Origin of the sequence: Streptomyces sp. NPDC006326, assembly GCF_040612915.1 — a bacterium.
Classification (GTDB): Bacteria; Actinomycetota; Actinomycetes; order Streptomycetales; family Streptomycetaceae; genus Streptomyces.
Window position 1 is genome coordinate 1 of the sequence record NZ_JBEXRC010000047.1, and the last position, 19,905, is coordinate 19,905.

A 19,905-nucleotide genomic window follows, 5' to 3' on the forward strand; every position below is an offset into this window, starting at 1 on the left:
CCCCTCCCGCCCCCCCCCCCCCCCCCCCCCCCCGCGCCCCCCCCCCCCCCCAGGGCCGGCCCATCGGGCCGGGGTCCTGCGCTTCGCTCCGGACGGGTTCGGGTTCCGCTGCGCTCCACCCGAACGGCCCGCTCCGCGGGCCTGAGTGACCCCGTTTCACGGGGTCCGGGCCTGCGGCCCGTTGGGTGGGTCCGCTCCGCTCCCCCACCCGGGGCCCTTCCGGCTTCGCCTCCAGGCTCCGCGGGTAGCGGGTGCCTTCTCTTGAAATGCGTCAGTTCGGCCACAGTGGGACTCTGGTGTAAGGAACCGCACACCGAATATTCTCCTTGCGGCGCGGCGCCCCTCAACCCGACTCAATATCTGCCAGGCCATCATGAAACTCGGACACATCATAGCGGCTGCCACTTTGTTGGCCCCCATCCCGTTTGCGGGTATGACGAATCCCGCTACCGCATCTTCAGTTCACACGGTCGTTGTTAGCGGATTTTTTGCCGTAAAAGACGGGGGCACATTTCCCAGCTACAACGTAACCCGTGTGCGGTTTAATATTCCACCGCGCACATTCACCCTTACACATTCCCGGCCCAGCGATAGCCTGACACGCCGACTGTGTGCAGCAGACGAAACCCGAGGGGAGCTGCGCGTCCAAATGGTACTTCAGCCTTCCCAGGCAGTGGACGTGCTCGCAGAGGTAAAGCTGTACGAAGAAACGACTTGCGAGAACCACGACCTCGAAGGCAAGAATTGGGATTCCATAAGGGTCACGCCTGGGCAAACGAAGCAGATTTACCTGATGCAGGTAAACGGCGAGTACGACTCGCGGGATAATGCCGAAGCGCATATAATCGTGCACCAAAACATAAATTCAAAGTTGGTTGAGCAGTATCAGAAGATCTGTGCGGACAACCCGGAAGCCTGCAAGATGAAAATTGGATAAGGCAATCAGGCCCGGAACGATAGACGCATTACCGAGCGACGTTCCCCCTAGGCGCCGGCCCGCGCCCCGCAACCCCCCTGCAGCCCACGGCCGCTGGGCCCGTCTCGCCGAGGCGGCCGCAGAGTGACCTCTCGCCGCCCACCGAATGTCTGCTTGGGGCGGCCGGTGGCACTGCCCCCGGGGACCGGAGCGCCGAGCCTCACCCGCGCACGCCATATCGGCGCGGGCTGCACCCGACCCTAGCCACCCGCCAGCACCTCGGCGCAACCGGCCCGAACGCGCCGTCAAGGCGTGTCGACGTTCCACACGAACCGCCCACCGCCGCCCGCAGGGTCGGGGGGTGTTAGTGAAGCGGCCCCTCGGGCCGAACAAGCCCGTGTCGGATCAGCAGCATCCCGTCGACCAAGTCCTCCGCGGTCATCCTGGTCATGTCCAGAAGCTGGCCGTCCGACGGGCCGCCGACGAGCTCGACATAGGCGTGGCCGGCCACCGGCCCCGCCGGCTCGTCCTAGTACGCCCTGTACACCCGCATCCCCGCCCACCGCCCCATCACAGCCCCAGCCTCCCACCAACAGGCACGCCGGCGCGGCGCACCCACCGCACCCGTCCCGGAGCACCGTCGGCACCCCGTGGCCGCACACGCCCGGCTGAGAGACTCTCAGGGGCCGCATCGACGAGGGGCCGGCCCCCACGGGCCGACCTCCGGCCGACCCGCGGGGGCCGCTCCGCTCCAGCCACCGCCCGCGCTCCGCACGGGCCAAGACCAAGCAGGCCGTAGAAGAGCCATCCGGCCGGACAGGGGCCAGGCTCAAACAGCCAGCGGAAGGAGAGGGGTGGCGGGCCGTCGGGAAGGGGTGGGATCACGGGGAGCTGGCCTTCCATCGAAAAGGCAGATTGAGGGGCCGTCAGGGCTCCTGCTGACTTCACAATAAGATCAGCCCTAACAGTTTCACGCCCCGTAAGGGCAAACTCGTCAACCTCGGTGCGTCATTTTAATCTCGGGATAGACTCTGGAGAACGGGTACGTCCCGCCGATAGGGCCGCATGCTCCCTCCCAGACGCGGAGCGTGACCAGCGCCTGTCCTCCGGGCTGGCCGAGCTGCCGGCCTCGGCTGAGACCGGCCGTGCCGATGTCGTGGCCCTCATGGTGGCCCTTCTCAGTGGGGAGCGAGAGCATCTGAGGCGCGGGCGGCGACCCGACGACGGGCACGGGCTGCACCGTGACAGTCACCTACGAGAAGCCCGGCCCAAGCCCGGTCAAGCTGTTCGCGTCCGCTCTGTACGGGTGGCGGCCGTGGTCGTCCGGGATGGTCCGGGTGCAAGAGCTGTCGCCGCCGCCCGATGAGCTGGACATCGTGGAGGCCTGGCGGCCCTGCCGGGCGATTATCACGGACAGCCACTGGGAGACCAGGCATCCACTCTCCGAGCCGCCGCGGCTGTACGGGAACGGGGCCGGCCCGGGGTGGTCGGGACCGATGCGGGGTCAGATGCTGAGCACCCAGAAGCCCCACACGACGACACCGACCGGCACGGTTGCGGCGACCGCGCCTAGGGCGATTCCGGCCCGCGCCCGCCCGCGAGCCGGATCCAGCTGGCCGCGGATGTCGCGCAGGGCACCTATCCCGGAGACCAGCGCGCAGATTCCCATCGGCACGGTCAGGTAGAGGGGGAAGTACCGTAGCCACACGGGGAAGACGGCGGCCGGCAGCCACGGGAATCCACCCATCGCCACGGCCAGGGCTCCCGCGAACAGTGAGAACGTGCCCGTCCGGGCCCGGGGGCCGGGCAGGTCTTCGTCCTCGTGGCCGGAGGGCGCGGAATCCACTTCGGGGTACCGGCCGTATTCACCAGAGGGCGGGACAGAAATACTCATGCCCCAAGCCAACCGTGCCCAGCCCGTCGGTCGTACCCGCGTTCGTACTCAGATTTCCCGAGGCCCCGGTCCGAGGCGCCGCCGCAGTCGGCGCTGGAGCCGGGCCGATGGCGAGTCCGCGGGGAGGAGTGACAGCGTCCAGGCAGGCGAGGACCGCGGCCAGCCGCTCCTGGGCCGGCTCGGCCGGGTTCATGGCGGTGTCTGCGAAGGCCGCGCCCAGCGACCGGTCCAGCCGGCTGATGCCTGCGAGCACCTCCGCCCGCACCAGGGGCTCGGTCTCCCGGTCCCAGCCTGCCGTACCGACGGGTCCGGGTCGTCGAACTGGGGCAGCGGCAGCGGAATGTGCTCGGCCGCGGCGGTCCGTACCGCGCCTGGCTGCACGCCGTACTCGTCGTCGCGCCTCGACCACCGGTGCGGTAGTCGACTCGCAGCGGTTTCGGAATCGGCGCTTCCGAAGTCGGGCCGGTTCCCGGGGGGCTCTGCATCGTCCGCCACTCCCCCGGCCTGGTCCACCACAGGCTCCACGCGTACCGGCGCCGCCTCCTGGCAGATCGGTCGCGCCACGCCCGGCCGGTCCCTGGACCCCGTTGACCGGTTCTGGGACGTACCGGGTCACGACGTGAGCTCCCCCGCTTGGCGCATACCGGCTACGGCGTCGCCCGCCTTGCACCAGCTCACCCACCTGGGACACGAACGTCGCCTCCACCGTCTGCCGGGCCCGCCAGCACGCCGCCGGAGCGGCGACAGGCGTCTTCGTCGAGCCGGCCGACCCGCGCCGCGTCTCTTCCTCCCGCGCGATCCCGCGGCACAGTCCTGCTGGGAACACTCGGGCCGGCGGACACGGTTGCATCGACCGAGGGACCGGTGCCGCGGGCTGGGAGCAGGAGACCACAAGGTCGCCGGCCCGGCAGGGTCCGGGCCGGGCCCCGGGATCGCGGCACGCCAGCCGCCTACTTTGGACGAAGAAGTATTTCTGCAGGAGGACTGTTTCATGACTGACCGGCCTTTGACGCTCATGGCTGTGCACGCCCACCCCGACGACGAGGCCACCGGAACCGGAGGGGTCCTCGCGCGGTACGCGGCGGAAGGCATCCGCACGGTTCTTGTGACGTGTACCGACGGCGGTTGCGGTGACGGACCGGGGGGTGTCAAGCCGGGTGATCCCGGGCACGATCCGGCGGCCGTGGCCTTGATGCGCCGTCAAGAACTCGAGGCGAGCTGTGACGTCCTGAAAATCAGCGATCTGGAGATGCTGGACTATGCCGACTCCGGGATGATGGGCTGGCCGAGCAACGACGCCCCCGGGTCCTTCTGGCAGACTCCAGTGGAGGAAGGCGCCGCCCGACTTGCGGAACTCATGCGGCATTACCGACCCGATGTGGTCGTCACCTACGACGAGAACGGCTTCTACGGCCACCCCGACCACATCCAGGCCCACCGCATCACCATGGCGGCGCTGGAGATGACCGCGCTGACTCCGAAGGTGTACTGGACGACGGTGCCCCGCTCGGCGATGCAGCGGTTCGGGGAGATCATGCGCGAGTTCCATGAGGACATGCCGGAGCCGGATCCCGCCGAGACCGCCGCGATGGCCGAGATCGGCCTCCCCGACGACGAGATCACCACGTGGGTGGACACCACCGCATACAGCGGCCAGAAATTCGATGCGCTGGCCGCGCACGCCAGTCAGGGCGAGAACATCTTCTTCCTCAAGATGGGCAAGGAGACGTTCGGTGAGTTGATGGGCACGGAGACCTTCGTACGTGTCAAGGACGCCACCGGTGCGGCCGTACCCGAGAACGATCTCTTCGCCGGACTCCGCTGACCGCCCGTCCGGCCGGGGTCTGCTAGAGGTCAATCGGCCGCACGGCTCGATCGAGAGGGGCCGGGAGCGCCCTTCCGCTGGAGGCGCGATCAGGCTCCCTGCGGGAGCGGTGGGCCGCTATCGCTTCGACCTCGTCGGGCACACGGCAGCGCAGCCGTCGGCTTCGCCCCGGAGCCCGGCTGACCGTTGACCGTGTGTCCGACTCGTCGGCTCAGGTGACGAGGGCACGCCTGTAACACGCCCGCGTGGCGGCGGGGCCGGCATTGCTGCAGGGGCCGTACGGTCGCGCGGCGCCCTGTGGATCCTGCCGCCATGTGATCACCGCGCACCATGAGGCTCCGCCCGCCCGGCGGGTGGACGAGGTCATCGCGGACGCGGTGGAGCGGCGGACCCGGACGATGCGGCGGCTCAGTGAGTGGCCGGTCAGCCTCCAAGTGCACCTGCGTGAGATCGGCGTCCCTCCGCAGCGCGGCAGGACCTCGGCGATCCGCCAGCTCGTCCTCCAGGCCCCAGCCCCCGTCATCGCGAAGGCACTCGGCTATCACGACAAGACCGCCACCCGCCTGGTCACCGAAGCCGGCGGGACCTGGAGCCGATACGCCCCAGGCGTCCACCAGCGGTGAAGCGCGGCTACTTACGCTGGGGCCACCGAACCTCGCTTGTCCTCAACGTGGACGACGTGAAGCTCGGTGCCGTCCCTGTGACGCTTGCAACGTCCGAACAGCCCGACAGCGATCTGCGACTGATCCTGAGGCTCATCGGGGCCGACACAGGTAAGGACGTCGTTGTGATGCCCAGTGACGACCCATCCCTCCACGTCCTTGAGGTCGATCAAACCCAAAGTCTCCTGCCGAAGATCCGGCATGCGCCGGGCCGAACTTCTTCAGGAGGTCGGTTGCCTGTTCAGCAAGCTCCCCTTCCGGAGCGGTCAGCACGACACAAGTGCCATGCTCGAACAGCACCCACGACTTGTGAGGGTCGGCGAGAAGCCGCTGCCAGACGTCTATCAGTATCTCGGTGTCCGCGCCGATCATCATGCCGCAGAGCACCGACACAGGGTGACGATCGGCCGACAGCTACGGCGAATACGCGACTCCTGAACATGCGGGCCTACCAGCCCCAAGGCCGTAGGTAGCGGCCCCCGGCGGGGCGACCGAATATCCACCCGGCGGGGGTCAGGACGTGCGCCTCAGCGTCCAGGTGTTGGGGTTGAAGCTGGGGACGGAGGAGTAGCGGCAGCCGCTGGAGTAGTAGCTGCTCTGGATGGTCCAGCCGGCCGGCGGCCAGGTGGACGCGCAGGCGTTGACCTGGGTGCCGACTGGGTAGCCCCTGAGGTCCTTGATCTGCTTGGTGTTGGGGTTGAAGCCCGAGCCGCAGCCACCGCTGTTCCACCACTGGACGTCCACCCAGCCGTCCGGGGTCAGCGTGCTGGAGCACATGGTGAGGAGGTCGCCGGGCGCGGCCGAGGCGGGGCTCGCGGCGAACCCGAGGGCCGTGACGGCCACGGTGGCCAGAGCGGCGGCGAAACGGGTGCGGATCATGAGGGGTTCCCTTCGGCGCGCCGGGCTCCCCGCCGACCGTCGGCGGGCCGTACCGGGCGCCGGGAACATTGCTATCCGACCAGGTCAGGTAGCAGTAAGTCACCTTTTGGGCATAACTCTGCGGCGCTTTACGGCCGTTCGCCCGGGCGGCAGTGCGTTCCCCGGGGCGCAGGGCGGAGCGCAGGTCGGACGCAGGGGGCCGAGCGGGTCCTCGGCGAGCAGGCCGGCGTCCTCGGCGTGGAGGGCCGACCATTCCGCCAGCTCGCAGACCTCGGCAGACCGGCCGGGGACCGCGGCGGCCAGCACGCCGCCGGAATCTCCGTTAGCGCCAACGGCTGTGCCGCCGAGAACTCCGGCCTGGCCAGCATCTACTGGGCGCTCGCCGAGCACGAGAAACGCCAGGCGTACCCCGAAGCCGTCGAAGCGGCGCACGCGGACTTCGCTGCCCTCCAGGCCGAAGGCACCGGCCGGTCAGGATGGCCCTCCTGCTCTGGGACTCGGCCCGTCACTGGGGCTGTGGGTCAGCCCGCGACCAGTGTGAAGAGGCTGCGATTTTCCTCCTGACCGAGCACAACGTGTGGCCGGCCAAGTTCCTCGACGCCGACGTGCTGCGGTTGGAGGACGTGGACGGCCGCCCCCTGGGTACTGAGTACCTGGGGAACGGGCCTGAGGAGGGTGTGCGGACGTCCGTGGACTGGGCCCGAGTCACGGAGCTGCCGGCGATGGACGAACCTCCGGTGTACGCCTCGAACTCGGAGTGGGCTGTCCTCGGGGTCGCGGCTACTCTGGCGGCGAGCCCTTGGTCTGTGATGTTGGGATCGGTCGACGCCACGACCACACAGCTCATGCACGCGGCGCTGGCCTGGGCGCGTGGAGGGGAGATCGCAGCTGACAAGGTCCCGCGGCGCTGACCCGGGGACATGCATCCCCGAGCTTGTGGACCAGTCCAGGCTCTGCCCCTGCAACCTGAAGCCAGCGGCGTCAAACCCCCTCGGTGATTGTCGTGCGCGCGATGACACTGACCCGGACCGGTGCCCTGGCTATCTCGAAGTGCCGCGTAGTCGGTCGGTCCGGCACGCGAAGGCTTTGTCGGTGCGCCTGCGGTCGTAGACGGCCTCGGGGCGGATTCCAGCGGCCAGAGCTGCCTGTCGCATTGCGACCCCGGTGGCAAGGTGCGTGAAGAAGACCTCCCACTGGTTTTGGGTGACCGGCATCTGCTTGGTTCGCTGCCCGCTGGTTGCGCGAAGGGCAGCATCCATGGCCGAAGCGAAAGCCAGGTCGCGTGTGCGTCGCTGGTAGACCACCGCGGTGGTGATGCCGATCTCGGCAGCCGCCGCGGAGACAGTCAGGCCCGCGGCCAGGTGCGCCAGGAACGCCTGGCGGCGCTCCGGAGTGAAGCGGGGCGAGCGGGCGGGAGCCGAACTGAAGTGCTCAGTCACAGCCCGCTATCCTGTGCCGCCGAACCTTGAGCGCGGCTCCGCGGCATCCATCGACCCCATCCAGATCGGCACTGTTCTCGGTGCTGGCCTTCTTGCTTGCCTTCTTCGAAGGGGCGAGTTGAGCGGACCGGGTACTCAGCGGCGACCGGGTCGATGTCGTCGACCCCGGCTATCCCGGCCGGCCAGGGGGTGGGCGATAGCTGCCGGAGCTGGGGCCTGTCGGGGCGTAGGGGCGCGGGGCTGCGGCATTGAGGGGGCACCAAGGAGTCCGCAGCCGAGTGACCGCACCTCCAGCGGAGCGCTTGGTCAGGGTTGTCTGTTTCCGGAGAAGAGCGCATCGAGGTGATGGTCAATCAGCTCCAGTGCTCGCTCCGGCGCGTACACGTCGAGCAGCGCGAAGCTGGTCAGGCCGTCGGTCAGCGCGATGAGTAGTGTCGCCTCGGCCTGTGGGTCTCGTTCCGGCGCCACCTCGCCACGCTCGATCCCTGCCCGCACCTGGTCGGCGAAGAGCGCCTGGAGTGCGGGAATGCCCTCCTTGGCGTGTCGGCGCAGCCGCTCGTCGTGCACGGCCCGCACGAAGTAGGCGATCTGTACCAGATTGGCGGCGCGGCTCTCGGCGTCGAGCGGCAGCATCTCGGCGAGGCACTCGCGCAGGATCGTGCGCGGCGAGGGCGTGGCGGGCAGCGTGTTGATACGGGCCAGGATGCGCTGCTCCCCGAGGCCGCTGATGTGGTCGAGGGCGAAGACGAGCATCTCGCCCTTGCTCGCGAAGTAGTGCTGGAGACGGCCGAGCGAGATGCCTGCTTCGGCGGCCACGTCGCGCAGGCTCGCATGTTCCAGCCCGCGCGCTGCGGCGATGCGCCAGAGCGCCTCGGCGATCTGCTGCCGCCGTTCCTCGTGATCCACGCGCTTGGGCACGGGCTGGTCACCTTCCCGAGGTTTTGCAAGTCGAATGTATTGCTATAGCTTAGCGGACGTCCAATACGAGCGACTTGGAAAAGCGTGGGGGCAGCAGCGATGGGTCAACGGCAACAACACGTCCAGGGGCTCGCCCTGCGGCCGCCACGCCACCGCGTCGACCCCCGCGCCCGCCGCTGGTGGGCCGTACAGGCGCTGCTGACCGTCAGTGGGCCGCTCCTGCTCGCCGCGGTGACACTGCTCGTCCTGTCTCTCCTCTTCTTCCCCGGCGCATTGCCCTGGCTGGGGCCGCTCCTGCTCGTCGCCTTGGTGCTGCCCGCCCTCGCGTATGTCCTGATCATGCCGCGCTGGCGCTACCGGGTGCACGCCTGGGAGGTCGGCGACCTCGCGGTCTACGCAGCCAGCGGCTGGTTCTGGCAGAAGCGCCGCATCGCCCCCCTCTCCCGCGTGCAGACCGTCGACACTGTGCACGGCCCGCTGCAGCAGGCCCTCGGCCTCGCCACGGTCACTGTCACCACCGCCTCCACGGCCGGCGACATAAAGATCGCGGGCCTGTCCGCCGCCGATGCCGAACAACTCGCCCACCGCATCGGCGACGCCGCCCAACTGGTCCCCGGGGACGCGGCATGAGCGAGCACCTGAACACCACGGCCCCGCAGGTGCAGTGGCACCGACTGGACCCGCGCACCCTCGCCGTCCACTGCGGCTGGCTCGGCGCACCGCTCGGCTCGCTGGCCCTCGCCGCGCTCGCCACCGGCGGCCGGCTCGACGCTCGCGCCTGGATCACGCTCCTCGTCATCGCCGCCACCTTCGCCGTGATCACCGCCGCCGGTCTCCTCACCTGGCGGCGCACGCGCTACCGCGTCACCGCCGATGCCCTTGAACTCCATACCGGCCTCGTCACCCGCAGCGTCCGCTCTATCCCCCTGCACCGCATTCGCAACGTCGACCTCACCGCCAACCCCCTGCACCGCCTCCTCGGCGTCACTGTCCTGCGCGCCGGCACCGCCGGCACGGGCGGCGGCCACCGCGAACTCTCCCTGGAGTGCCTCGCCCGCCCCGCCGCGGAACGCCTGCGCGCCCAACTCCTCGCCCGCGCCGACACCTCCGCCACCGACGACCCCGTCCTGTCCACCGCCGACCCCCGCTGGCTGCGCTACGCCCCCCTCACCTTCTGGATCTTCGGCGGCGTGTTCGCCGTGGCCGGCGGCGCCTATCGCATCCTGGACGGAATCGGCGTCGAACCCTGGCGCATCGGGTTCATCCGCCACAGCTTCGAGGACCTCGGCCACAGCGCCCTCTGGCTCACCATCCCCCTCGCACTTCTCGCCGTCACTGCCCTCGGCGGCATCGGCGCGGTCGCCCTCTACGCCGAGAACTGGTGGCAGTTCCGCCTGGAATGGACTGACTCCGCCACCCTCGGTGTCCGGCGCGGCCTGCTCACCACCCGCTCGGTATCCATCGAACGGGCTCGGCTGCGCGGCGTCGTCCTGCGCGAGCCCATGCTCCTGCGGGCAGGCGGCGGTGCGACCGTCCGCGCGGTCGCCGGCGGCCTCGGCAACCGCGAGGAGAACCGCAAGCGCAGCGCCGTCCTGCCGCCCGCGCCCCGCGCCGAGGCGCTGCGGGTGTGCGACGCGATGCTCGGCGAGCCGCTGGCGGCCGATGCGCTCGTGGCGCACCCGCGGGCCGCCCTGCGCCGCAGGTTCGTGCGCGCCATCCTGTGGTGCGTCCTCCCCTCCGTCCTGGCGCTCACCGTCCTCGGCGCGCTCCTCACCCCCGTGCTGCTGTGGTGCGCTGGCGGTGTGCTGCTGGCGGCCACCCCGGTCACGTATGCCCTCGCGCGCGATGCGCACCGCGCGCTCGGCCACGGCATCCGTGGCCGTCACCTGCTCATCCGCTCCGGCACCTTCCACCGCGACACCGTCGCCCTGCGCCGCGAGGCCATCGCCGCCTGGACCTTCACCGACACGCCCTTCTCGCGCCGCGCCGGGCTGGTCACGCTGACGGCGGCTGTGGCGGCAGGCGAGGAGAACTACCGCATCCGCGACATGGCGGCGGGTGAGGCGGTCGACTTCGCGGAGGCGGCCGCGCCCGGCACGCTCGGAGAGTTCCTGGAGCAGCCGCTCGGCGCTGCGCGGCGCTAGCTCTCGGTGGCAACCACCGCGATCCAGTGTCATCTATCTCGAAAAGTCACACGCCGCCATCGATGCCACACGCTCAACCCGCCAAGCCGCGATCCGCCAGCCCGAGAACCCCGCTGAGTTCACCGCGGGCCTGAAGCGCGACGGACGGCCTGGACCGGCTGTCGGCGGCGCTCGCGGACGGCACGGCGGGCGGGTGAAGGTCACCACCCGCAAGGGCGAGCCGTGGATCACCGTGCCGAAGCTGGAACCGGTGGACGAGCCCACCGGCCTCCAGGCACTCAAGGACGAGGTCGTATGCGGTGGGGCGTGCTCGACCTGCTGGACGTGCTGAAGACCGCCGACTTCCTCACCGGTTTCACCGACGAGTTCTCCTCGGTGGCCGCGTACGAGCCCATCGACCGCGCCACCCTCCAGCGGCGCCTGCTGCTCGCCCTGTTCGCGCTGGGCACGAATATGGGCATCCGGGCGATCGTGGCGACGGGCGAGCACGGCGAGACCGAGGCCGCGCTGCGCACGTGCGCCGGCACTTCATCACCGTCGACAACCTCCGCGCGGCCGTCACCCGGCTGGCTTCCATGGACGTGATCAAGGCGGGAGCATGCTGGTGACGGTGGACGGGGGTGGCAGACCATGGGGCGTGGACGGGGTGCGTGGGCCGGGTCGGCGGTAGCGGGAGGGGCCGCATTGGTGGCGGCTGTGCTGGGGCCGGTGACCAATTACGCGAGTGCGGCGGTGCCTGGCTGGGCGGCGCAGGCGTGGGTGATCTGGCCGGTGTTCGCCGTGCTGGTGGTGGGCAGCATCGGGCTGTTGCTGTGGGGCGGGCATCTGGATGCCGCGGCAAGGCCCCCGGCGCGGCTGGCACCGGTGAGCCGACTGGTCCGAGGCCAGCAGGCTTCGTTGCGCCCCCCGCATGTTCAGCGGGTGCGGGGGCGTGAGGGAGAACTCGCCGTGCTGGCAGGCATGCTTCGGCGGCCACAAGGCCGGTTCGCGGTGCTGTGCGCGGTCGGCGGGATGGGCAAGACAACGGTGGCCGCGCAACTGGCCACCCAGGCCGAGGCGGCGGGCTGGCGAGTGTTTGGGTGCGCTGGCGCGACGGTGCCGAGCTGGCGCAGCAGATGGTGCAGGTGGCGCTGACCTGCGGCCTTCCAGAGGCAGAGCTGGAGGCCGCGCGAGCGGGGCAGGCGAGCCTGCCGGATGTGGTCTGGCGACAGTTGGGCCGGGTGCGGCGGTGGCTGCTGGTCGTGGACAACGCCGACGAGCCGCACGAGATCGGCCCGGCAGGGGAGCCGGTGGCCGACTATCGCGGCTGGATCCGTCCTCACGGCCGGGGTCTGCTGGTGGTGACCAGCCGGGATGGCAGCGAGCAGACCTGGGGTCCGTGCGCACAGCTGCTGCCACTGGAGCCGCTGCCGGTGCGGCCTGCGGGGCAGGTCCTGCTGGACGCTGCTCCCGCAGCCGGCACCGCCGAGCAGGCCCGGGAGCTGGCGGCGCGACTGGGCGGGCTGCCACTGGCGTTGCACGCGGCCGGCACCTATCTGGCCGGACCCACCAGCCGCTACCGCACCTTTGCCGCCTACCGCCAGGCCCTGGAACAGGAACTGCGGTTCTTGTTGGGAGCGGCGCACCCGGATGCCTCCCATCCGCAGATCGCCCGCGCCGTGGTGCGGCACACCTGGGAGGTGTCCTTGGACCAGCTCGCCGGGGAGGGCAACGCTTTGGCCCGACCCCTGTTGCGACTGCTGGCCCTGCTGGCTCAGGCCCCTGTCCCACTGTCCCTGATCACCTCGGACCTGCTGTCCGTCGTCTCCGGACACGAGGTCACCGCGGCGGCCCTGGAGGCCGCGTTCGCCGGCCTGCACCGCTACGGTCTCCTCGGCCTGCCCCACTCTCCCGGCAGCACCGGCCCGGCGTCGGGCAGCAGTGAGGGGGCGCAGGTGGTGCTGCATCCCCTGATCCGAGAGATCAATGCTGTCGCCCTCACGGCCGAGACCTCCGAGCTCGCCGTGTGGCACGGGGCCCTTGCCGAGCGGCTGACCACGGCCGTGCACGAGGCCAACCAGCGCGGGCGCGCTGGTTGGCCTGCAGCCGTGCTTCTCGCCCCCCACCTGCCTCTGCTGCTCGACTACGCGGACCCGCGCACCGCCACACACCACCGCACCACCCTCAACGCCCTGGCGCAGGTGCTGCAGAAGGCCGGCGCTTTCGGTGCGGCGCGCCTGCTGCATGAGCGGGTCCTCGACGTCGAGACCCGCATGCTGGGCCCCGAGCACCCCGATACCCTGACCAGCCGCAATGACCTCGCATGCGCTTTGGACGGGACGGGTGAGCATGCCGAGGCGGTAGGTCTGCTGCGGCAGACCCTCAACGACCGTACCCGTGTCCTAGGCCCCGAGCATCCGCATACGCTGGCCAGCCGGGACAGCCTCGGCCTCGCCCTGGACGGGATGGGCGAGCACGCACAAGCAGTGCGCCTGCACCGGCAGACCCTGGAGGACCGCACCCGCATCCTGGGCCCCGAGCACCCGGACACCCTTGCCAGTCGCCACAACCTCGCGCTCGCTTTGACCAGTGCAGGTGAGCAGGCCGAGGCGATACAGCTGCTGCGACGGACCTTCGACGACCGCGTCCGCATCCTGGGCGACGAGCACACGCATACCCTGAGCACCCGCAACGCGCTGGAGACAGCGTCAGCCATGTCCACCCAACGGCCACAGAGCCGATGGTGGCACAGGCTGCGGCGCAGGAACGCCGCAGCCAGTGGCGGTTGAGGAGGCCCTGTGCTCGCCGAGTTCCAGCGCGAGCTGATCGTGGCGAACACGAACGACGGGCTCGCCTCCACGCGGGCCCGCGGCCGGGTCGGCGGGCGCCGGCGAGACCGGAGCCTTCTCAGGCTGGTCACGCAGGGAGCTGTGGACGACACGCGGGCGCGGACTGCATTTCACGGTCTGGGACGCGTGCCCCTGTCCGCGCCCATGGCCGTTTGGGGTCAGGAGAAGACGCCGATCAGGAGTTGGATGGTGAACATGGCGACCATGCAGAAGCCGACGGCGGCGAGGAGCCATTGGGCTGCGCCGCGGGGACTGTCGAAGCGGGTGAAGTAGCCGCCGATGCCGACGAGGCCGAGGAGGGCGCCGCACCAGTAGACCGGGCCGTCGTGCCACTTCGCGAGTCCGGCTATGGCGGCCAGCAGGATGGCCAGTGCGGTCAGTTGGCCGCGTGTGGTGATGGTATGCGTTTTGTCCCCCGAGTGAGTCATGGCCGAATACTAGGCGGGCCAGTGGATCGGCCTCAGGGCGGCCACGATCTCCTCGTTTTCGAAATCGACCGGGTGGTACGAGAGGCGGATCTCGCGGCAGTCCGGGGAGGCGGCCAGGCGCCCTTGCCCTGCTCGGACTCGTTGACGACAAGGCCGCCGATCCAGTGGGTGCCGCCCTCGTCGTCGTACGCCCCCATGACGTGGCCGACGACCTCACCCTCGGCATGGCGCTGGTCGTCGGCCGGGGTGACGTCCTCCAGGGTGGCGGTGCGGTTTCGGCGGTCGGTGATCGGCTGGGGCACTCGTCGTCCTTTCGCCCGGTGCTATTCCCCGGTGGGCGGGGTGTCCGGGCGGGTGGCGGCGCGTTGGGTGCCGAGGAGGTAGCCCGCCTGGAAGCGGCTCTTCACGCCGAGGCGGTCCATGATCTCGGCGATGTGGCGGCGGCAGGTGCGAACGGACATACCCATGCGGGTGGCGATGGACTGGTCGGTCAGGCCCTCGCTCAGCAGCAGGGTGATCCGCTGCTTCAGCTGCTCGGAGATGTCCGCGACATCCCGGTTGTTCCACTCCAGGGGGAACGGCGTCGCGCTGACCCACCACAGTTCGAAGGTGCTCAGCATGAAGTGGACCAGGTTCGGCTCGCGCACGATGATCGCGGCGCCCGGGTCGCCCTCGACCCCGATGACGGCCACTTTGCGGTCGAACACCAGCAACCGGACGAAGCGGTCGTCCAGTGTCCGCACCTCGGCCCCGCGTTGGGAGACCCGCTCCACGTATTCGCGCGTGCCCTGGCTGAATCGAGCCGTGTGCTGGTAGAGGGTGCGCATGGCGACCCCCCGCTCCAGCATCGCCTCGTCCCGGGCGATGGCCTCCTGGAGGACCTCCGCCCTGCGCCCGCCGCCCGGCTGGGAGGTGACCACCTCCGTCTCGCACCGGGCGGCGAGCTCGGCGATGGCCGCCCTCGCGCTGCTCAGCGCGGCGATGAACTCCACGCCTTCGCGGCCGCCGCTCGGGGCGGGCCGTTCCTCGTAGATGCGGCTGTACTCCAGCAGCTGCCCGCGCAGGGTCTCGACGGCTGCGCGCTGGGCGCGGATGGCGCGTTCCATCGGCGCGATCACGCGCTCGGCGGCGGATTCGGGTTCCACGGCGACGAAAGCGGAAGGCTTGCCGGGGTCCTCGCGCAGCAGGCCCATGGCGGTCAGTTCCGTGCAGGCTCGCTCGGCTTCGGCGGGGGGAATGCCCAGGCCGGCCGCGACGTCGTCCGAGGTGACGGAGGGGCGGCGCAGTGCGTGGCGGTAGGCGGCACGCATGACGTCGGAGGGGTGACCGGCGTCAATTGTGTCCGGTTGGTGCTGGTTCACGTAGGTTCATCCAGTGCTCATCATGCGGACATGCACCTTGATGATCCACCACTGGTAAAGATTCGGCCGCGATCGTTTGGAAGAGTGAAGGGCGTGCCAGGGGGGCGCAGGGGGATTCCGAGTGAGGATTCCCCCACGAACTGCTGTTAAGGAACGCAATGAGGCACTTCACCGCTGTTGTCCGGAACACCTGCGCGCTCGCCGCCGCCGCCCTCGTGGGCGCGGCCGGTGCGACGGCCGCCGGCCTCGCGCAGCCGACCGCCGTGCAGGCGACCGCCGTGCAGGCGACCGACGGCGTCTCCGACACCGGGTGGGGTGTTCCGCGCGCCAAGAACCCGGCAGCACGCATCGACACCGGCTGGGGTGCCCCGCACGCCGAGAACCCGGCAGCACGCATCGACACCGGCTGGGGAGCGCCCCGGCGCGACGCCTGAGGCGGCGCCCGGGCGCCGGGCCCCAGGAAGAGATCAGGAGCAACCATGAGCAACCCCTTCGAGGACCCCGACGGCACCTACCTCGTGCTGGTCAACTCCGAGAACCAGCACTCGCTGTGGCCCTCGTTCATCACCGCGCCCGAAGGCTGGACCGCAGTCTTCGGGGAGGGCCGGCGCGAGGAGTGCCTGGCCTACATCGAGCAGAACTGGACCGACATGCGGCCCACCAGCCTCGTCGAGGCGATGGAGGGTTCGGCGGGCCGCTGACCCGGCCCCGCCGAACCCGACGCGTGATCCGGCCTCGCGTGATCCTGCTTCGGTGACCCGTCCGGCCCGGCCCGTCGGGGTCCGGCCGGGCGGGTCGCCCAAGCCCCGCGCCGGTCCGGCCCCTCCGCACGGTCAGCCGTGCAGCGGGCAGCGCCCGCACCGCCAACCGCTCAGCCGCTCCACAGGCCGCCGAGCGGCGACCACCCTTGCCCGGGAGCCCTGCGGGGAACCCGGAAGCGGGGGGAGGCCCTTTCCGCCTGCCCCTCGACCGTCCTTTTTCGCGCCTTTGCGCTGTGTGCCTATTTCGTCGGGGGAACACCCTTGTCTTCTCACGCTGCCCTCCAGCTTTCGCAGGATCCACAGGAATCACAGGAAGCCCCGGAGAACACCGCGGCCTGGCTGTCGCAGGTGTTCGCGGACACCCTGGGTCTGGCCGAGTTCGCGCCCGAGGCCGACTTCTTCGACCACGGCGGGGACTCCATCCTCGCGGCCCGGGCCATGATGCGGATCCGTGCGGGAGTGGCCGGCGAAGTTCCGCTGTCCTGGCTGTTCGAGCAGCGCAGCCCCGCCCGGCTCGCGGCCGTCCTGCACGGCAGCGTCCGGTTGCTCGGCGAGGCGGAGTCCGCCGGCGCCGTCGCCGCGAACGCCGAGGCCTCCGAGGCGGTACGGGGTGCCGCGCGGCCGCTGTCGCACGCCCAGGAGCGCCTGTGGCTGCTGCACCAGCTCGACCCGCAGTCCCCCGCCTACAACGAGCCGATGCTGTACCGGATCCAGGGGGAGCTCGACGTGGAGGCGCTGAGGGCGGCGCTGCACCACCTGGCGTCCCGTCACGACGTGCTGCGCAGCTCGATGGTGCTGGAGGACGACCGGCCGGTGCAGCGGGTTGCGGAGCCGGCGGCCGTGGAACTGGCCGTCGCCGACCTGCGGGCCGCCGGGGACGGCGCGCAGGACGCGGCCCGCGAGCGGATCCTCGCCGACGTGGCCACCCCCTTCGACCTCGCCGCCGGCCCGCTCTTCCGCGCCGCGCTGCTCCGCACCGGGGACCAGGACGCGTACCTGCTGCTCACCTTCCACCACATCGTCACCGACGGCTGGTCCACCGGGGTGATCCTGGCGGACCTGGGCGCCGGGTACGCGGCGGCCCGCGCGGGCCGGCCGGCGGCGGGCGAGCCCCTGGCCGTGCAGTACGCGGATTTCGCCACCTGGCAGCGCGACTGGCTCGACGGCGGGACCGGCGAGCGCCAGCTGGCGTTCTGGGAGCGGGAACTCGCCGGCGCCCCGGAGCTGACGGCGTTCCCGACCGACCGGCCGCGGCCGACAGTGCAGTCCTACGACGGCGGCCACGTGCGGTTCGCGGTCCCCCCCGAGCTGGGCGGCCGTGTGCTGGACGCGAGCCGGGAGCACGGGGTGAGCGTCTACGTGACGATGCTCTCCGCGTTCCTGCTGACCCTGCACAAGTACACCGGCCAGCAGGACCTGGTGATCGGCACCCCGGTCGCCGGGCGCCACCACCCGGGCCTCGACGGGCTCGTCGGCTTCTTCGTCAACACGGTTCCGTTCCGGGCCCGCCACCGGGCCGGGGACACCTTCCGGGAGTACGTCGGCGCCGTCGGCCGGACTTGCCTGGAGGTGCTGGACCACCAGGACGTGCCGTTCGAGCAGATCGTGCAACGGCTGGGACTCCAGGGCGTCAGCAGCCACTCCCCCCTCGTGCAGACCGTCTTCGCCTACCAGGACGACGAGGCGCAGGACCTGCCCCTGGACGGGCTGCGGACCGAGGCGGTCCCGGTGGACGGCGCCACCTCGCGGTTCGACACCACGCTGTTCGTGACGCGGCGGCCCGGCGGATCCTTCGACTGCAACCTGGAGTTCAGCACCGACCTGTACGACCGGGCCACCGCCGAGCGGCTCGCGGAGCACTTCCTCGGCCTGCTCGGCCAGGTCCTGGACGCCCCGGACGGCGGCCTCGCCTCGTTCCGGCTGTGCACGCCGGCCGAGCTGGCGCAGCTGGACGCCTGGAACGCCACGGCCGCGGAGTTCCCGGCCGACCGCTGCCTGCACGCGCTGGTCGAGGACCAGGTCGACGCCACTCCCGACGCCGACGCCGTGGTCCTCGGGGAGGAGCGGCTGACGTACGCCGAACTCGACGGGCGGGCCAACCGGCTGGCCCGCCACCTCGTCGGGCTGGGCGTCCGCCCGGACGACGTCGTGGGCCTGTGCATGGACCGCTCCCCCGAGCTGGTGGTGGGCCTCCTGGCGATCCTCAAGGCGGGCGCCGGATACCTGCCGCTCGACCCGGAGGCCCCCCGCAACCGGCTGACGCAGATCTCGGCCGACGCGCGCGCCGAGGTCTGCCTCACGCTCGGCCACCAGGCCGACGCGGCACCCGAGGTGGCGCACCTCGTCCGGGTCGATGCCGACTGGGCGGAGATCGCGGGGCTTCCCGGGGGCCGGCCCGAGGTGGCCGTGCACCCGCGGAACCTGGTATCCGTCTACTACACCTCCGGCTCGACAGGTGCCCCGAAGGGCGTCGCCAGCACCCACGAGGGCTGGGTCAACCGGATGGTGTGGATGCAGAAGCAGCACGCCCTGCGGCCCGGCGAGACGGTGCTGCACAAGACGACGCTGACCTTCGACGACTCGGCGCTGGAGCTGTTCTGGCCGCTGATGTACGGGGGCCGGATCGCCCTGATCGAGCCGGGTCTGCACCGGGACCCGCAGGCGGTGCTGGAGGCGGCGAAGCGCTACCGGACGGTGCTGCTGCAGACCGTGCCGAGCATGCTGAACCTGCTGATGGAGGCTGTCACCCCGCAGGACCGGATCGAGCTGGGTGCGCTGCGCAACACCGTGTCCAGTGGTGAGGCCCTCACCCCTGCGGCGGTGCGCCGGTTCGCCGAGACGATGCCCGGCGCGCTGCACAACACGTGGGGGGCGACGGAGGTGTCCATCGACTCCACCATCCGCACCTGCGGGGCGGCGGACGCCGAGGACACCGGGGCAGTGAGCGTCGGCGCGCCGTTCGACAACAACACGGTGCACGTGCTGGACGCCGCGTTCAACCCGCTGCCCGTGGGCGTGACCGGAGACCTCTACATCGGCGGCCGCGGCCTGGCCCGCGGCTACATGAGCGACCCGGTGAAGACCGCGCAGGCGTTCGTCGCGAGCCCGTTCGGCTCGGGGGAGCGGCTCTACCGCACGGGTGACCAGGGGTACTTGCGGGCGGACGGCTCGATCAAGTTCGTCGGCCGGAACGACCACCAGATCAAGATCCGCGGCATGCGGGTGGAGCTGGGCGAGATCGAGTCGGTGCTGCGCGACCACGAGCTGGTCCGGGACGCCGTGGTCGTGGCCTCGCGGACGGCGGCCGGGTACCGGCTGGCGGGCTACGTCACGCCGCTCGACCCGGCCGCGGCGCCCGAGCAGGATGCGCTGCGCCGGCACCTGGCGGCCTGGCTGCCCGAGCACATGCGGCCGCCGTTCCTGCTGGTGATGGACCGGCTGCCGCTCAACGCCAACGGCAAGATCGACCGGCACCGGCTGCCCGACCCGGTGCAGGCGGCCGGAGGCGCCGCAGGCGGGCGGGCACCGCTGGACGGTCCCGTGCAGCGGGCCGTCGCCGAGATCTGGTGCGAGGTGCTGGAACTCGATGCGGTGGGCCCGGACGACAACTTCTTCGAGCTGGGCGGCCACTCGCTGATCGCTGCCAAGGTGACCGGCCGGCTCCGGTCCCGCTTCGGGCTGGAGCTGCCGCTGCGGACGGTGTTCGCCGCGCCCGGCCTGCGGGGCTTCGCCGAAGAGGTGGACCAGCACCTCAGGTCGCGGATCAGCGGGATGAGCGTGGACGAGATGCGGGCGCTGCTCGCGCTGCTGCGCTGAGCCACACGGCGACGACAACGACGCGAGCGGACGG

20 protein-coding genes and 1 pseudogene are annotated in these 19,905 nt (G+C 70.8%); 14 read left to right on the top strand and 7 right to left on the bottom strand.

Annotated elements, in window-relative coordinates; translation table 11 throughout:
* Positions 1-373 precede the first annotated feature (373 nt).
* Entirely contained in the window at positions 374-937 is a 564-nt protein-coding gene (locus tag ABZ128_RS28820) for a hypothetical protein (protein WP_356851985.1), read from the top strand.
* A 1,483-nt stretch (positions 938-2,420) separates the two neighbouring features.
* Here ABZ128_RS28820 and ABZ128_RS28825 read toward each other — a convergent pair.
* Positions 2,421-2,810: a hypothetical protein gene (locus ABZ128_RS28825; protein ID WP_356851987.1), complete on the bottom strand. Its 390-nt coding sequence runs from the start codon at positions 2,808-2,810 to the stop codon at positions 2,421-2,423.
* 991 nt (positions 2,811-3,801) lie between these two features.
* Between ABZ128_RS28825 and ABZ128_RS28830 the strand changes: the two genes are divergently transcribed.
* Both ABZ128_RS28830 and ABZ128_RS28835 read left to right on the top strand, forming a co-directional pair.
* Positions 3,802-4,635 carry a PIG-L family deacetylase gene (locus tag ABZ128_RS28830; protein ID WP_356851988.1) on the top strand — a complete coding sequence of 278 codons (834 nt, stop codon included), beginning with the start codon at positions 3,802-3,804 and terminating at the stop codon, positions 4,633-4,635.
* A gap of 314 nt (positions 4,636-4,949) precedes the next feature.
* Positions 4,950-5,258, top strand: coding sequence for a hypothetical protein (locus ABZ128_RS28835; protein ID WP_356851990.1), 309 nt, complete (start codon positions 4,950-4,952; stop codon positions 5,256-5,258).
* 552 nt (positions 5,259-5,810) lie between these two features.
* Here ABZ128_RS28835 and ABZ128_RS28840 read toward each other — a convergent pair.
* Complete coding sequence (locus ABZ128_RS28840; protein ID WP_356851992.1) at positions 5,811-6,176, bottom strand: hypothetical protein; 366 nt, start codon at positions 6,174-6,176, stop codon at positions 5,811-5,813.
* A 476-nt stretch (positions 6,177-6,652) separates the two neighbouring features.
* Here ABZ128_RS28840 and ABZ128_RS28845 point away from each other — a divergent pair, with 476 nt between their 5' ends.
* Positions 6,653-7,087 carry a hypothetical protein gene (locus tag ABZ128_RS28845; RefSeq protein ID WP_356851994.1) on the top strand — a complete coding sequence of 145 codons (435 nt, stop codon included), beginning with the start codon at positions 6,653-6,655 and terminating at the stop codon, positions 7,085-7,087.
* Between the two features lie 129 nt (positions 7,088-7,216).
* Here the strand turns inward: ABZ128_RS28845 and ABZ128_RS28850 are convergent, their stop codons facing one another.
* Positions 7,217-7,615, bottom strand: coding sequence for a hypothetical protein (locus ABZ128_RS28850; protein ID WP_356851996.1), 399 nt, complete (start codon positions 7,613-7,615; stop codon positions 7,217-7,219).
* A 306-nt stretch (positions 7,616-7,921) separates the two neighbouring features.
* A complete protein-coding gene (locus ABZ128_RS28855; RefSeq protein WP_356851998.1) occupies positions 7,922-8,533 on the bottom strand; it encodes a TetR/AcrR family transcriptional regulator in 612 nt (203 codons plus the stop codon).
* 99 nt (positions 8,534-8,632) lie between these two features.
* Between ABZ128_RS28855 and ABZ128_RS28860 the strand changes: the two genes are divergently transcribed.
* The 7 genes and pseudogenes from ABZ128_RS28860 to ABZ128_RS28890 all read left to right on the top strand — a co-directional run.
* A complete protein-coding gene (locus ABZ128_RS28860) occupies positions 8,633-9,163 on the top strand; it encodes a PH domain-containing protein (RefSeq protein WP_356852000.1) in 531 nt (176 codons plus the stop codon).
* Entirely contained in the window at positions 9,160-10,677 is a 1,518-nt protein-coding gene (locus ABZ128_RS28865) for a PH domain-containing protein (protein ID WP_356852002.1), read from the top strand. The genes ABZ128_RS28860 and ABZ128_RS28865 overlap by 4 nt, the downstream gene beginning before the upstream one ends.
* Before the next feature lie 193 nt (positions 10,678-10,870).
* Positions 10,871-11,008, top strand: coding sequence for a hypothetical protein (locus ABZ128_RS28870; RefSeq protein WP_356852003.1), 138 nt, complete (start codon positions 10,871-10,873; stop codon positions 11,006-11,008).
* Complete coding sequence (locus ABZ128_RS28875; protein WP_356852005.1) at positions 10,972-11,262, top strand: Tn3 family transposase; 291 nt, start codon at positions 10,972-10,974, stop codon at positions 11,260-11,262. The genes ABZ128_RS28870 and ABZ128_RS28875 overlap by 37 nt, the downstream gene beginning before the upstream one ends.
* A 123-nt stretch (positions 11,263-11,385) precedes the next feature.
* Complete coding sequence (locus tag ABZ128_RS28880) at positions 11,386-11,811, top strand: hypothetical protein (protein ID WP_356852007.1); 426 nt, start codon at positions 11,386-11,388, stop codon at positions 11,809-11,811.
* Positions 11,757-13,445, top strand: coding sequence for a tetratricopeptide repeat protein (locus ABZ128_RS28885; RefSeq protein WP_356852008.1), 1,689 nt, complete (start codon positions 11,757-11,759; stop codon positions 13,443-13,445). The genes ABZ128_RS28880 and ABZ128_RS28885 overlap by 55 nt, the downstream gene beginning before the upstream one ends.
* A gap of 12 nt (positions 13,446-13,457) precedes the next feature.
* A pseudogene (locus ABZ128_RS28890) lies at positions 13,458-13,778 on the top strand (hypothetical protein); the annotation flags it as partial.
* On the opposite strand, the gene ABZ128_RS28895 reads toward ABZ128_RS28890, so the two are convergent.
* Genes ABZ128_RS28895 through ABZ128_RS28905 form a run of 3 tightly spaced genes read right to left on the bottom strand, consistent with a single transcriptional unit; the run spans position 13,664 to position 15,243 of the window.
* Positions 13,664-13,933: a hypothetical protein gene (locus ABZ128_RS28895; RefSeq protein WP_356852010.1), complete on the bottom strand. Its 270-nt coding sequence runs from the start codon at positions 13,931-13,933 to the stop codon at positions 13,664-13,666. The pseudogene ABZ128_RS28890 and the gene ABZ128_RS28895 overlap by 115 nt on opposite strands.
* Positions 13,934-13,965: 32 nt before the next feature.
* Positions 13,966-14,235, bottom strand: coding sequence for a GNAT family N-acetyltransferase (locus tag ABZ128_RS28900; protein WP_356852012.1), 270 nt, complete (start codon positions 14,233-14,235; stop codon positions 13,966-13,968).
* Positions 14,236-14,256: 21 nt separating this feature from the next.
* Positions 14,257-15,243, bottom strand: coding sequence for a helix-turn-helix transcriptional regulator (locus tag ABZ128_RS28905; RefSeq protein ID WP_356852014.1), 987 nt, complete (start codon positions 15,241-15,243; stop codon positions 14,257-14,259).
* 209 nt (positions 15,244-15,452) lie between these two features.
* Between ABZ128_RS28905 and ABZ128_RS28910 the strand changes: the two genes are divergently transcribed.
* From ABZ128_RS28910 to ABZ128_RS28920, 3 genes are all read left to right on the top strand, one after another.
* Complete coding sequence (locus ABZ128_RS28910) at positions 15,453-15,728, top strand: hypothetical protein (RefSeq protein ID WP_356852015.1); 276 nt, start codon at positions 15,453-15,455, stop codon at positions 15,726-15,728.
* Positions 15,729-15,773: 45 nt separating this feature from the next.
* On the top strand, positions 15,774-15,995 hold the full coding sequence (locus tag ABZ128_RS28915) for an MbtH family protein (RefSeq protein ID WP_356852016.1): 222 nt from the start codon (positions 15,774-15,776) through the stop codon (positions 15,993-15,995).
* Between the two features lie 321 nt (positions 15,996-16,316).
* Positions 16,317-19,871, top strand: a complete 3,555-nt coding sequence (locus ABZ128_RS28920) for an amino acid adenylation domain-containing protein (protein ID WP_356852018.1) — start codon at positions 16,317-16,319, stop codon at positions 19,869-19,871.
* Positions 19,872-19,905 lie beyond the last annotated feature (34 nt).

Bases quoted from the DNA above. Each gene is read 5' to 3' on its own strand.
- ABZ128_RS28820 (WP_356851985.1), top strand. From the start codon at position 374: ATGAAACTCGGACACATCATAGCGGCTGCCACTTTGTTGGCCCCCATC.
- ABZ128_RS28825 (WP_356851987.1), bottom strand. From the start codon at position 2,810: ATGAGTATTTCTGTCCCGCCCTCTGGTGAATACGGCCGGTACCCCGAA.
- ABZ128_RS28830 (WP_356851988.1), top strand. From the start codon at position 3,802: ATGACTGACCGGCCTTTGACGCTCATGGCTGTGCACGCCCACCCCGAC.
- ABZ128_RS28840 (WP_356851992.1), bottom strand. From the start codon at position 6,176: ATGATCCGCACCCGTTTCGCCGCCGCTCTGGCCACCGTGGCCGTCACG.
- ABZ128_RS28845 (WP_356851994.1), top strand. From the start codon at position 6,653: ATGGCCCTCCTGCTCTGGGACTCGGCCCGTCACTGGGGCTGTGGGTCA.
- ABZ128_RS28860 (WP_356852000.1), top strand. From the start codon at position 8,633: ATGGGTCAACGGCAACAACACGTCCAGGGGCTCGCCCTGCGGCCGCCA.
- ABZ128_RS28865 (WP_356852002.1), top strand. From the start codon at position 9,160: ATGAGCGAGCACCTGAACACCACGGCCCCGCAGGTGCAGTGGCACCGA.
- ABZ128_RS28875 (WP_356852005.1), top strand. From the start codon at position 10,972: ATGCGGTGGGGCGTGCTCGACCTGCTGGACGTGCTGAAGACCGCCGAC.
- ABZ128_RS28895 (WP_356852010.1), bottom strand. From the start codon at position 13,933: ATGACTCACTCGGGGGACAAAACGCATACCATCACCACACGCGGCCAA.
- ABZ128_RS28905 (WP_356852014.1), bottom strand. From the start codon at position 15,243: ATGCGTGCCGCCTACCGCCACGCACTGCGCCGCCCCTCCGTCACCTCG.
- ABZ128_RS28910 (WP_356852015.1), top strand. From the start codon at position 15,453: ATGAGGCACTTCACCGCTGTTGTCCGGAACACCTGCGCGCTCGCCGCC.
- ABZ128_RS28915 (WP_356852016.1), top strand. From the start codon at position 15,774: ATGAGCAACCCCTTCGAGGACCCCGACGGCACCTACCTCGTGCTGGTC.